Annotated in this window: 10 protein-coding genes; 8 read left to right on the forward strand and 2 right to left on the reverse strand. The window is 66.4% G+C overall.

Annotated elements, in window-relative coordinates; all coding sequences use genetic code 11:
- The first annotated feature begins 19 nt into the window (after positions 1 to 19).
- From VGM20_14420 to VGM20_14450, 7 genes are all read left to right on the forward strand, one after another.
- Positions 20 to 2,296: an ATP-binding protein gene (locus VGM20_14420; GenBank protein ID HEY4102062.1), complete on the forward strand. Its 2,277-nt coding sequence runs from the start codon at positions 20 to 22 to the stop codon at positions 2,294 to 2,296.
- Between the two features lie 247 nt (positions 2,297 to 2,543).
- Positions 2,544 to 2,927 carry an Hsp20/alpha crystallin family protein gene (locus VGM20_14425; GenBank protein HEY4102063.1) on the forward strand — a complete coding sequence of 128 codons (384 nt, stop codon included), beginning with the start codon at positions 2,544 to 2,546 and terminating at the stop codon, positions 2,925 to 2,927.
- Between the two features lie 183 nt (positions 2,928 to 3,110).
- On the forward strand, positions 3,111 to 4,475 hold the full coding sequence (locus VGM20_14430; GenBank protein HEY4102064.1) for an NAD-dependent succinate-semialdehyde dehydrogenase: 1,365 nt from the start codon (positions 3,111 to 3,113) through the stop codon (positions 4,473 to 4,475).
- Positions 4,476 to 4,582: 107 nt separating this feature from the next.
- Entirely contained in the window at positions 4,583 to 4,933 is a 351-nt protein-coding gene (locus VGM20_14435; protein ID HEY4102065.1) for a PadR family transcriptional regulator, read from the forward strand.
- A 235-nt stretch (positions 4,934 to 5,168) separates the two neighbouring features.
- Entirely contained in the window at positions 5,169 to 7,604 is a 2,436-nt protein-coding gene (locus VGM20_14440) for an ABC transporter permease (GenBank protein HEY4102066.1), read from the forward strand.
- Positions 7,605 to 7,712: 108 nt separating this feature from the next.
- On the forward strand, positions 7,713 to 9,296 hold the full coding sequence (locus tag VGM20_14445) for a hypothetical protein (protein HEY4102067.1): 1,584 nt from the start codon (positions 7,713 to 7,715) through the stop codon (positions 9,294 to 9,296).
- Positions 9,293 to 10,528, forward strand: a complete 1,236-nt coding sequence (locus tag VGM20_14450; GenBank protein ID HEY4102068.1) for an ectonucleotide pyrophosphatase/phosphodiesterase — start codon at positions 9,293 to 9,295, stop codon at positions 10,526 to 10,528. The genes VGM20_14445 and VGM20_14450 overlap by 4 nt, the downstream gene beginning before the upstream one ends.
- 44 nt (positions 10,529 to 10,572) lie before the next feature.
- Here VGM20_14450 and VGM20_14455 read toward each other — a convergent pair whose 3' ends face one another.
- Both VGM20_14455 and VGM20_14460 read right to left on the reverse strand, forming a co-directional pair.
- Positions 10,573 to 12,333, reverse strand: a complete 1,761-nt coding sequence (locus tag VGM20_14455) for a chloride channel protein (GenBank protein ID HEY4102069.1) — start codon at positions 12,331 to 12,333, stop codon at positions 10,573 to 10,575.
- Entirely contained in the window at positions 12,326 to 12,823 is a 498-nt protein-coding gene (locus VGM20_14460) for a MarR family winged helix-turn-helix transcriptional regulator (GenBank protein HEY4102070.1), read from the reverse strand. Before VGM20_14460 ends, VGM20_14455 begins: the two co-directional genes overlap by 8 nt.
- A 114-nt stretch (positions 12,824 to 12,937) precedes the next feature.
- Between VGM20_14460 and VGM20_14465 the strand changes: the two genes are divergently transcribed.
- A complete protein-coding gene (locus VGM20_14465; GenBank protein ID HEY4102071.1) occupies positions 12,938 to 13,528 on the forward strand; it encodes a plasmid pRiA4b ORF-3 family protein in 591 nt (196 codons plus the stop codon).
- Positions 13,529 to 13,534 lie beyond the last annotated feature (6 nt).

The raw sequence follows: 13,534 nt of genomic DNA on the forward strand, positions 1-13,534 counted from the left end.
GACCGATCATCGGGACCTGATGGCCTACTCGCCGCTCGACTTGATGGGGCTGGTGGTACAGTGGGTGAGTTCCCTCCTGCTGTTGCTTCTTTTCTATCGTGTCGGCCGTTTTGGCGCCCGGCGGCGGACGCTCCGGATCTGGATGGCTGCATGGGCGGCTCAGGTCGCAGCGATCACCGGATTTGCCCTCCAGTCGCTCGCGGTCCTGATCGGGCATCCGCTGGCGACAGCCGGCGCATGGATCGTCATCGACGATTTCTACGTCCCCGGAAAGCTGGTCTTCGACGGCCTCATCGCGCTCGGCGCGATGCAGGCGATCGGCCGCGAGGTCAACCGGAAGATGATTCGGTGGGTCGTCCTGTCGCTGCTCGCGGTCGGTATCGCGGCGGTGCTCGTCGATTCTCGCGCCCTGACCGGCGGCCTCGAGGTTGGCGTCACCGTTGTTGTCTTCGCCGGCGCAGCGATCGCGGTTTTCCGCACCGTGCGCGACGAGGACCCCTCGCGACTCGCATTCCTCGCCGCGGCACTCGCGCTCTTTGGTACCGTCACGACGATCTATCTCATCGGCGATTACTTCGGACCGCTGCCGGGAGACCTCGGCGCGTTCATCGGTGCCGTCAACAATTCGTCCGGATACGGCGACGGACTGGTCTCGGCGGTTCTCGGTGCCGCCGTGATCATCCTGATCGTCGATGACGCCTTCCGCGCCGCCGATCGCGCGCGCGGCGAGCGGTTGCGTGATCTCGCGGCATCGGAAGCACGGCTCACAGGCGTCATCGAGGCGGCGCGCGAAGCGATCCTCACGGTGGGGCCGGATGGACGGATTGACCTTGCCAATGCGACCGCCGAGCGACGGTTCGGTGTGCGGCGCGGCGGCGCGCTGGGGCGGCCGCTCAGCGACTTCATCACCACCAGCGATCCACTGCACCAGCTCATCGAGGCGTCGTCGGCCGGCGATCGGACCAGCGCGTCGCTGACCGGCGAAGGTCGCCGCGACGACGGCACCATCTTCCCGGTCGAACTGACCCTCGGCGCCATCGAGCGTGATGGCCGCTCCGGTGCCGTCGCGATCATTCGCGATCTGACCGCCCGTCGAGCCGCGGACGCGGAACGAGAGGCATTCGAGCGTCGCATGGCGGAATCGGAAAAGATGCTCGCCATCGGTCGCGTCGTCTCCGGCGTGGCACACGAGCTCAACAATCCGCTTGCCGTCGTGCTGGGGCAGAGCGAACAACTCGTCGATTCGGCGAGTGCCGCCGACACGCGCGACGGCCTTCGACTGATCAATGAGCAGGCCCACCGCGCGCGGCGGATCGTGCGAGACCTTCTCGCCTTCGTTCACCGCCGCGATGAAGTGCACGAGCCGGTCGATCTCAGTGACCTCATCACCCGCGTCGTCGCCGCGCAGCACGGCCGAGCGGATGAGCACGGCGTGTCGATCGTGACGGCGATCGATGGCGAGCCGTCCGTGGTGCTTGCCGGACGACTCGCCGTCGAGCAGGCGCTGGTCAACCTGATCGACAACGGACTCGACGCCGCCGGCCGCGGCGGCAGGGTGCGAATCGCCATCGGCCGCCGCGGAGAGCAGGCGGAGATTCACGTGGAGGACAGCGGCAGCGGCGTTCCCGACGAGCTTGTGCCGCGGATCTTCGAACCATTCTTCACCACCAAGCCGACGGGGCAGGGGACGGGACTCGGACTTGCCGTCTCCCTCGGCGCGGTGGAACGCCACGGCGGGTCGCTCCGGCTCGAAAACCGTCCCGCCCCGGGAATCGGCGCGCGCTTCATCGCGGCGTTTCCGCTCGACCAGCAGCCGCATGGCGCCGCCTCCGAGCCTCGATCGGGACGCCACAGGATCACCACGCTGCCACGCCCGATCGCCCGCTCCGACGGCGCGGTCGCCGAAACGATGCTGATTGACGATGAAGCAGCGGTGCGATCGACGCTGTCGCGAATCTTTCAGCGCGGCGGTTGGCGCGTGCGTGAGGCGGCAACCGGAGAGGAAGCGTTGCACTGGCTGCTGCAGGTCCCTGAAAGCGCCGCACCCGATCTGCTCCTCTGTGATCTCAAGATGCCGGGACTGAGCGGCCGCGATGTGTACGCCCATCTTCAGCAACAGCGCCCGGCGTTGCTCGATCGATTGATCTTCGTCACCGGCGACGTGGCCGAGCCCGGGACCGCGGCGTTTCTCAAGGGGACCGGGCGTCCCGTCGTGGAGAAGCCGTTCACGGTGAGCGAAATTGCCGAGGCGGTCGAAGCGGTGCTGCATCCATCACCCGTTTCGTCCGAAGGATGAAACGACCCGTGCCGGCGAGCACGCCCGGGCGGAGGCGGCGGAGCTGACTCGATCGACCGCACGAGCGCGTCACGAGTAATTCGTCTGTCGCTTTGACAACCGCGCTGCCGTGATGACCGGGGGAACGTCCCCTCTCTGTCGCTCCTGGCAGGAAACTTCTGGCATGGCCGATGCCCACCTCCCCTGCGACGCGACATCAGTCGCCATTGCACCAACACCGAGTGCCCGAGGGGGCAGGAGCATACGAATGAGGACCAGCAACGGATGGGGCCGGCAGTGGCCCAACTCGCAATTCACCATCGAGCCGGCGATCGATCGTTTCTTTGCGCGCGCGTTTGACGTGCCGGTATGGAGCGGCGGCGCTGATGTACGCGAACTCGAAGATCACGCCGAGATCACGGTTGATGTGCCGGGCGTGAAGCCCGAGCAGATCGAGGTCACCGCCGAACACCGCACCCTCACCGTCAAGGTGACCCGCGACGGCCGGACGCCGAGCGTGCGCCAGTACACGATCGGCACGAAATACGACATCGGCCAGGTCACCGCACGAGTGGAGCTTGGCGTGTTGACCCTCCATCTGCCGAAAGCCGCCGAGGCGCAGGTTCGGACGGTGCCGATCACCGTCGCGTAAGCGAGTCGGCGCTTCGTTCCGGGGCGCGGAGTCGCCACCGCGCGATCGCCCCGCCCGATACACCAACCTCGCGACTGCCGCACCCCGTTTCGGGCGTGCGGCAGTTGTCGTTTCTGCGTTCCGGTTATCCTGTACGATGTGCTGCGGTTTCTGCGTCTCCAACGCGACCAGGAGGGAACGCCCATGTTTGCCACCGTCAATCCCGCTACCGGCGAAACGCTCGCCGAATACCCATCGCTCAGCGGCACGGACCTGCGAACGATACTGACCCGCGCCGACGCGGCGTGGGAGAGCTGGCGCACCACATCATTCGGTGAAAGAGCGGCGCTGATCCGCAAGGTCGGCGCGCTCCTTCGAGACCGGACGACCGAGTATGCCCGCCTCATGGCGCTCGAAATGGGGAAGCCGATTGCGTCGGGGCGGAGCGAAGCGGAGAAGTGCGCCACTGCCTGCGATTACTACGCCGAGCACGCGGAAACCTTCCTCGCCGACGAGATCGTCGCCACTGATGCATCGAGGAGCTACGTCCATTACGAGCCGCTCGGTGCGGTGCTCGCCATCATGCCATGGAACTTTCCCTTCTGGCAGGTGATCCGCTTCGCCGCGCCGACGCTGATGGCCGGGAACGTGGCACTCCTGAAACACGCCGCCAACGTCCCCGGGTGCGCCGGTGCGCTCGAACAGCTCTTCCTCGACGCGGGATTTCCGCGCGGCGTCTTCCAGAATCTCTACGTGGAGCACGATCTCGTGGGGCGGATCATCCGGCATCGTGCCGTGCACGCCATCACGCTCACCGGCAGCACGCGCGCGGGGCGCGACGTGGCGAAGCAAGCTGGCGCCCGCCTCAAGAAGACCGTGCTCGAACTCGGCGGTAGCGATCCATACGTCATCCTGGACGACGCCGACCTGGATCTTGCGGTCGAGACCTGCGTGTCGAGCCGGTTGATCAACACCGGCCAGAGCTGCATCGCCGCGAAGCGCTTCGTGGTGGTGGAGAAGGTCCGCGAGGAATTCACCGCGCAGTTCGTGGAGCGGATGCGCGCGGTCACGATGGGCGATCCGCTCGACGAACGGAACTCGATCGGACCGCTGGCGCGGCGCGACCTGCGCGACACGCTGCACGACCAGGTCGAGCGCAGTATCGCCAAGGGCGCATCGCTCCTCCTCGGCGGAAAGCGTCCTGATGGGCCCGGGGCGTTCTACCCGCCGACCGTTCTCGCCAATGTCGCCAAGGGGATGGCAGCCTACACGGAGGAACTGTTCGGACCGGTGGCCTCGATCATTCCGGCGCGCAATGAACGCGCGGCGATCCGGATCGCCAACGATTCGGTCTTCGGTCTCGGGGCTGCGGTCTTCACCCGCGACCTCGACCGCGGCGAGCGGATTGCCGCGCGAGAGCTCAGGGCCGGTTCGTGTTTCGTCAATGCGTTCGTCAAGTCGGATGCGCGGCTGCCGTTTGGGGGGATCAAGGAAAGCGGCTACGGGCGCGAGCTTTCGCAGCACGGCATACGCGAGTTCGTCAACGTCAAGACGGTCTATGTGAAGTAGTCGCCTCCCAGGCCATTGCCGGCGGCAGAATCCGGTCCGCCCGTTGATTGACACCCGGTCACTCCCCGTGTAGTGTTTACCGTAGCACACACGGGGAACGTTCTCTGATGTCCAGCACCGACACGCCGGTGCCCTTGCTCAAGGGCACGCTTGATCTCCTGATCCTCAAGGCTCTGACCTGGGGCCCCCTCCACGGTTACGCCATCTCCACCTGGCTCGATCAGCGCGCCGGCGGCACCTTCGAGGTCGACGACAGCGCGTTGTATCAGGCGCTTCAGCGCATGGAGGGTCGAGGTCTCCTTACCGCCGGATGGGGAGTCACCGAGAACAACCGCCGCGCGAGATACTATCGCCTCACGGCGGCAGGGCGCACCCGGTTGCGGGTCGACATGCACGTGTGGCTCCGCTATACCCGCTCGGTGACCACTATCCTCGCGCTTGCCCAGCGCACGGCGTGACGATCCGGTGATCGACGGATCCCGCGACCGGCGTATCGACCTGCCCAGCCTTGGGCGGCGGCCGGATGCGGAAATGGACCACGAAATCGACGCCCATCTCCAATTGGCGATTGACGACCTGGTCGCCGACGGGACCCCGCCCGAGGCCGCACGCCGCCTGGCCGAGCTGCGATTTGGAGACCTGAGGACCGCACGACATCAACTGCACATCGCCGCTCGCCGGCGGGAGGTAGCCTTGCGACGTCGTGACTGGCTCGGGGCAGTCGCAGCCGACATGCGATTTGCGGCGCGGCAGATCCGTCGCAGTGCGGCGCACTCCGCGCTGACCATCGGGACGCTCGCCCTCGGCATCGGGGTCACGACCGCGATCTTCACGTTGGTCGAGCGCGTCCTGTTGCGCCCACTTCCGTTTGCGCATGCGGAGCAGCTGGTCTCGTTGCAGGGAGAGGATTCGCTGCGTCGGCCGGTCTTCAGCGTGTCCACCGACGACGCCCTGGATTGGCGTGACCAATCACGATCGCTTGCCGGAATTGCGCTGCACAGTTTTCCGTCGCGCTACGGCGTCACCACAGGCGACAGCGCGACACGCCTGAATCTTGTGTCGGCAAGCGGCGATTTCTTCCCGGTGTTGGGGACGCACTTTCTGGCCGGCCGCCCGTTCAACGTGGCCGAGGCTCAATCGCGTGATCGTGTGGCAGTCGTGAGTGAGCAGACATGGCGCAACTACCTCGGCGGCGACCCCGCGCTCCTCAAGCCGCTCGTCATCGGATCGAACACGTACCAGGTCGTTGGCGTGGTCGCGACCGGCGCGGAATACCCCGCCGGAACGGACGTGTGGGTCCCCATGATGCTCGTGCGCGGGGCGGGAGGAGCGCTGCGCAACAACATCAATTACCAGGCCATCGGCCGTCTCAAAGTCGGATCAACAATCGACCAGACTACCCGGGACCTGCTTCGAGTCTCGCGGAATATTCGAGCCCATGACCAGGGCGGCCTTTACGACTTCGGCGTTGCTGTTGCGCCGCTCAGCACCGTAATCGTTGGTGCGGACATCGCACGGAGCCTGCGCCTGTTGATGCGTTCCGTGCTGATGGTCCTGCTGCTCGTCTGTGCGAACCTGACCATCGCCACGCTCAGCCGTGGGGCGGCGCGTCAACAGGAGATGGCGGTGCGGGCGTCACTCGGTGCCACCCGCGGCAGGTTGATGATACAGCTGCTGGTTGAACACCTGCTGCTGGCGTTGACGGGCGGTGCAGCCGGGATCGCGGTTGCGTGGGTAACCGTACGCGCGATGATCGCAACATGGGGAGACTGGATTCCCCGCGCGTCAGAGGTCCATCTCGATCTTTCGGTCGTCGGCTTCGCCGCGGCGGTGGCGATCACGGTGGGTGTCCTGGTCGGGTTGCTACCTGCGTTCCGTGGGTCGCGCGCATCGCTGCAACAGGCGATGCAACACGGGGGACGCATCGCATCGGGCGGGACCCGCGTTGCACGGAGTCTCGTCGTCGCGGAGTTCGCCCTTGCGCTCACATTGCTCGCCGGTGCCGGCATCCTGATTCATTCCTTTCAGCGTCTGCTCGGGCACAGCCTGGGCTTCGACCGCCGCGTGGCGACCGTCGAGGTAGTCCTCTCGGGGCCGAAGTACGCTGCGGACTCGCGGCAGCGGCTCGAAACCTGGGATCAGCTGATCGGGGCATTCCGAGCGATCCCGGGTGTCACACGGGTTGGCGTCGCGAATTGGATTCCCCTCGGCACGGCCGGCAGCAGTTTTGTCGATATCGCCGGTAGCGATCAACCAAACGAGGGAGCAGGGTATCGCGTCGTCAGTGAGGACTACCTGACGGCGCTCGGTGTTCACCTCATGCGGGGACGGCGCTTTGGCGCGGACGATGGCGCGAGCGGAGCCCCGGTCGTCCTGATCAACCAGGCAATGGCCGAGAGGTATTGGCCCAAGGGGAATCCGATCGGCCAGCAGATACGGGCGAAGAGCATGGAAGCTGGACCGCACGGCGCGCAGGACGCACCGTGGCGGACCGTCATCGGCGTCGTCAGCAACCTGCGCCAATGGGGGCCTGCGAGCGATCCACTGCCAGAGATGTATGCATCGTTTCGACAGGCGCCCGGCTGGAGTACCACGAGCATGACGGCGGTGATCCGTAGCGCGCTTCCGCCGGCCCAGCTCTTCCCGATGATCCGCACGAAGCTGCGCGAGGTCGATCCGCATCTCGCCGCCGACGTGAGCACGATGGATATCCAGCTGTCGAACCAGCTTGCGCCGCGACGACTGACGATGCTGTTGCTCACCGGCTTCGCAGGGCTCGCCGTGCTGCTTGCGGCGCTCGGAGTATATGCCGTGCTCTCCTATACGGTGGTGCTCCAGGCGCGGGAGATTGCGATCAGGAGCGCACTGGGCGCGCAACGGTCTGATCTGCTCGCCACGGTGGTCCGCAACGGTGCGACCACGGCCGGAGCGGGGATTGTGCTGGGAATCGGTGCGGCGGCCACGCTGTCGCGATTGTTGCAGGCAATGGTGGTCGACGTGACCACGCTCGATCCACTGGCGTTCGGCGGCGCGGTTCTCGTGCTTGGAATTGCTGGAGCAGGTGCGATCCTGATTCCGGCGGTACGCGCCACGAGGGTGGATCCGCTGCGCATCATGAAAGGAGAGTGATCCGTAGGGAACCTGAGTGGTCCCGACATGGTCCGATCTCGTTGACCGACGCGGAAGCCAACTCTATGTTGCCGGTCGCTTTCTCGATCCCTTCAGGAGCGCCGCACCATGTCGATTCGTCCGCTTTCGCTTGCCATTGCCGCGACATTTCTTATCACCGGCACCGCCCTCGCCCAGCAGCAGGGCACACCTGGTGGTCCGGGAGGACGTGGCGGTGGGGGACGCGGTGGGCGCGCTGACGGCGCAACGGAAGACACGACAGGCGTCCCGGCGATCGAGAAGATCTCGGTCACGCATCACACCACGAAGATCGACGGCAAGTCGATCGCCTACACCGTCCACGCCGGGACGATGGTCCTCCGCGACGACGACGGCAAGCCGAAGGCGTCGGTCTTCTTCATCGCCTACACCAAGGACCAGGAATCGGCGGCAACGCGGCCGCTCACCTTCTTCTTCAACGGCGGCCCCGGCTCGGCGTCGATCTGGCTCGACATGGGGATCATGAGCCCGATGCATCCCGACATGGGTCCGAATGGCTCGCAACCGTCGCCGCCGTACAATCTCGTAGAGAATCCGAATTCGCCGCTCGACGTCACCGACCTGGTGCAGATCGACGCGATGAACACCGGCTACTCGCGCCCGGCCAAGGGCGTGCGGCTCACCGATTTCACCGGCGGGCGCAACGACATCGCCATGTTCGGCGAGTTCATCCGGGACTACCTCGACAAGTACCAGCGGTGGGCCTCGCCGAAGTACCTCTACGGCGAGAGCTACGGCACCTTCCGCTCGGCCGGCCTCGCGTCCGAGCTGCAGAGCTCCGAGGGGATCGAACTCAACGGCATCATGCTCCTCGGCACCGTGCTCGACTATCAGTACATCTCGCAGGGGCCGACCAACGACATCGGCTACGCGACCTTCTTCCCGACGTATACCGCGACCGCCTGGTACCACAAGAAGCTTCCCGCCGATCTGCAGCGGGAATCCCTGACGCAGGTGGTGCAGCAGTCACGCGAGTACGCCTTCGGCGACTACCTCACCGCGCTGGCCAAGGGGAACACCCTCGCGCCGGCCGAACGGACGGCGGTCGCCGCGAAAGTGGCGCGATTCACCGGCACGTCGCCGCAGTTCGTGATGAACACCAATCTCCGCATCGATGCGGGCACCTTCCGCACCGAGCTGCTGCGCGACCAGCGCGAAATCCTCGGCCGCTATGATGCGCGTCTGATCGGGATCAACGGCAATGCCTCGAGTACGCGACAGGACTACGATCCGTCCGACGTCGCGCCGACCGGCGCCTTCATGTCGGCGTTCATGCGCTATCTCCACGATGACCTCGACTACACCAGCAACCTCGAGTACTACCTCGGTGGCCACAACGGCGGCTGGGATTTCGGCGGCAACGGCAACGGTTATCCCAGCGAAGTCGAATCACTCCGCAGCGCGATGGCGAAGGATCCGTACCTCCATGTGATGGTTGGCGCGGGGTACTACGACACCGCGACGCCATTTGCGAACGCGGAGTACTCGTTCACCCACCTGGGCTTCGACAAGACGTACAGCGACCGGGTGGAGTTCAAGTACTACGAGAGTGGTCACATGGCGTATCTCAACCAGGCGTCGGCGAAGCAGCTCAAGGCCGACATCGCCAACTTCATCGCGGCCACCGTACATGGCGGGAAGCCATCGAATTGAGGCGTCTCACCGCGCTCACAATGCTCGCCGTGGCCGCCGGGTGCGGTGGCCACGGCGCGGGGGTTTCCGCTCCGGTCGCGCTGGCGCCCTCAACGCCGCAGCAGGTGCTGATCGTGTCGCTCGACGGATTTCGCTGGGATTACTTCAATCGTCCGGAAGCGCGCAACCTGCGCCGGCTCGCCGCGATCGGGGTCCATGCGACGAGGATGATTCCCGACTTTCCGTCGCTCACCTTTCCCAACCACTACAGCATCGCCACCGGCCTCTATCCCGAGCACTCCGGCATCGTCGACAACAGCATGCGCGACGCGACACTCGGCGCCTTCCGGATGTCGGATACCGCCGCGGTGCGCAACGCCGCCTGGTGGGGTGGCGAGCCGATCTGGGTCACGGCGGAGAAGCAGGGGCGTCACGCCGGCACGTTCTTCTGGCCGGGGAGTGAGGCGGCGGAAGAAGGGGTGCGCCCGTCGCATTGGCTCCGCTTCAACGACCGGTTTCCCAACGCGCAGCGCGTCGACAGCGTCCTCGACTGGCTCTCGCTCCCGGGCGGTCAGGCTGTCTCGCTCGCGATGCTGTACTACAGCGACGTCGATCATGCCGGCCATTCGTTCGGCCCCGATTCACCTCAGGTCGACTCGGCCATCGCGCGTGTCGACACGATGATCGGGAAGCTGATTGACGGAATCGCCGCGCGGAACCTGACGCAGCGAGTGAACCTCATCGTGCTCGCCGATCACGGGATGACGGCGATTTCACCGTCCCGCGCGATCTACATCGATGATTACGTCCCGCCGTCCGCCATCGACATCGTGGACCTCGGCGCGATCGGATTGATCGCACCCCACACCGGGATGCTCGACAGCGTGTACCGCAAGCTCAACGGCGCCAATCCGCACATGCACGTGTACCGCAAGGGCGAACTGCCGGCGCGTTTCCATTATGACACCAACCCGCGGATCACGCCGATCGTCCTCGTTGCCGATCTTGGCTGGATGATGACGACGCACGCCCAGGCGTCGCGGCTGCTCGTCCTCAAGGGCGAGCACGGGTACGACAATCAGCTGCCGGATATGGGAGCGCTTTTCGTGGCGGAGGGGCCGGCATTCCGGCGCGGGATCACCGTCCCGGCATTCCAGAACATCCACGTCTACGATCTGATCTGTCACATCCTCGGCCTGCATCCCGCGCCGAACGACGGATCGGCCGACTCGACCCGCGCCTTCCTGCGCTGACGGCGCGGCGTTCCGTCGCCGTCAGCTGATTCCGATCAACAGCCTCAGCGCGACGGCCGGGCGCGGCGCAGCATCTCGTCGAGCTTGAATCTCCCGGTGCGCCGTTCGGCAGCGGCGAGACGCGGCGCGTGGGCGCGGAGCAGATCGCTCCGCGTGATGATGCCGACCACGGTGAACGGCGCGTCGCGGCTCACCACCGGCAGGCGTCCGACGCCGGCGCGCACCATCACGTCGGCAGCGTCGCGGAGCGATTGATCGGAATAGATCACCGCCGCGGCGCGCTTCACCAGATCGCCGACGAGGGTGTCGTCCGCGTGCTCGACCTTGAGATCACGTCGCGTCACCACGCCGACGAGGTTGCCGCTCGGATCGATGACCGGAAATCCCTGGTGTCCCGGACTTTCCGGCGCATTGAGCCGTACCAGGACAGCGTTGGCACCGGCGTCGCTCGCGAGGGTGACCACCTCGCGGGTCATCGCGCTGTCGACCGTCAGTCGCGCCAGGAAGTCCACCGCGTAGTCGTCCTGCACCAGAGCACCGCGGCGCGCCAGCTTCTCCGTCATGATCGAATGCTTCATCATCATCCGCGCCACGAGATAGGCGGCACTGCAACCGGCCAGGAGCGGAAGAAGGCCGAGGGGCTGACGCGTGGTCTCGAAGGCGAACACGACCGAGGTGAGCAACGCGCGTGACGCCCCCGCGAACATCGCCGCCATCCCGACCAGCGCCGCCACCGGGGGAGCGATGCCGAGTTCGGGGAAGTGCAGCGCCAGCAGTCCTCCGACAATTGCGCCGAGGCCGCTGCCGAAGGTGAACAACGGCGCGAGGGTGCCGCCGGAGGTGCCGCTGCCGAGGTACACGGTCCATGCGATGAACTTGAGCAGCACCAGGATCGCGATCACGCCGATGGTGAAATTTCCGGCGAGGATCGCGGTGATATTGTCGTAGCCGACGCCGAGAATCCGTGGATCGATGTACCCGAGAACGCCGACGACGACCGCACCGATCGTGGGCCACCACATCCAGTGGATCGGCAGGCGTTCGAAGAGATCCTCGACGTCATAGACCGATCGCGTGATCCCGACCGCCACGACGCCGATGACCGCGCCAAGGAGCGCATAGCAGACGAGCGCTGTGCCGGTCGGTTCCGACACGTCGGGCATCGGGAAGACCGGCGCCGGGCCGAAGATCGCCATGCGCACGGCGGTTGCCGCGCACGCCGCAAGCGACACCGGGACGATCGACCGGGCACGATACTCGAAGAGGAGCAGCTCGACGGCCAGCAGTACCGCGGAGACCGGTGATCCGAACGTCGCCGCCATGCCCGCCGCGGCCCCGGCCGCGAGCAGCGTCTTGCGCTCGTCGCTCGTGACGTGAGCGTACTGGCCGAGGAGTGATCCGAGTGCGCCGCCGGTGGCGATGATGGGGCCTTCCGCGCCGAACGGGCCACCGGTACCGATGGCGATCGCCGCTGACAGCGGCTTGAGGATCGTCAACCTGGGCGGGATGCGGCTCTCGCCGTGGAGGACGCTGTCCATCACCTCGGGGATGCCGTGACCGCGAATCGCCGGTGATCCCCACCGTGCCATGATCCCCACCACGATGCCGCCGATGATCGGGATCCCGATCATCGCGATGCCGAGCGGCGAGCCGGCGGGATCGGCGGGAGCAATCGAGACCTGCTGGTGAAACGCGATGTTGGTGATGAGCCGGATCAGCGCGAGGAGAAAGACCGCGATGAATCCGCCGGCGAGTCCCACGCCAGTGGCAGCACCGGTAATGACCGCGAGCCGGCCCTCACGCATGGCGACGTCCTCCGCGCCGGCGGTCGCCGTCGGGTTCGAGGAAGAGCCCGGCCGGTACGGCGCCGAGACCGGCGGCGCGGATCCACGCCTCGAGTGACGTGGCGAGGGCACGGACGGTGCTCGGCGGCATCGTCTCGAGGGCGCGGGCAAGATGCGATTGCACCGGCACCGTGCTCCGGGCGAGGAGGCGTCGCCCGGTGGCGCTCAATGCGACACTGATCCGTCGCCGGTCGCGCGGATCGCGCTGGCGCACGATCAGGCCGCGCGCCTCGAGGCGATCGAGGACGGTGCTCACCGTGGCCTGGGTGGTATGGGTCCGCGCGGCGAGTGCGTTCACCGTGGGGACCGGCCCGTCCACCAGCTGCTGGAGGACGAAGCGTTGCGCGGGCGTGATCTTGGCGCGTTGGTCGAGCTGGTGGGCGGAATCGACCAGAGCGCGGACCAGGCGGCGCAGCGCGTCGAGGGCGCGGCGATCGGCAGACGGAGACATATAGATGCATCAATATAATACCCTGCAATGACGCATCCGTTCGGCACTTCCGGCGGCGAATCCGGCGCGATCTGCGGGCGTGGTATCTTCCGTCGTCTCCAACGTGCGGTGACCATGTCCCGTCCGCGAATCCGCTTCGGTGAAGGGCGCGTCCTCCAGCTGCGCGTCGAACTCGACGATGTGGCACCGCTCGTGTGGCGACGGCTCCTGGTGTCGGGACGCGCCTCGCTGCACGAACTGCATGACGTGATCGAGCGCGCGATGGGCGGCGCCGCCGACGGCGGCTACACCATTCGCGTCGACGGGATTGCGTACCACCCCGTCGCCGACGAACCGCCCCGGGGACGCGAGTGCGAAGCGACATCACTCGACGATCTCGGCCTCCACATCGGCGCCCGGTTCGAGCATCTCGCCGAAGCGCACGGCGAACCGTGGCATCACGTGGTCTCCGTGGAGCAGGTGACGCCGCGACTGGTGGGACAGCGACTGCCGGCCTGCATTGCCGGAGGTCGCGCCGCGCCGCCCGACGATTGCACCGGCCCGCGCGCCTACCGTGAACTGCTCGCGGCCCTCGTCGACCCGCTCGATCCGCGCACCGCCGATGTGCGCAGCTGGCTTCCCGATCACTTCGACCCCGAGTATGTAGATGTCACCGCGATCAACGCCGCTCTGGCCCGGATTCCCAAGCACCGCCCTGCCGCATGATCGATC

It is taken from the genome of Gemmatimonadales bacterium, assembly GCA_036500345.1.
Lineage (GTDB): Bacteria > Gemmatimonadota > Gemmatimonadetes > Gemmatimonadales > GWC2-71-9 > Palsa-1233.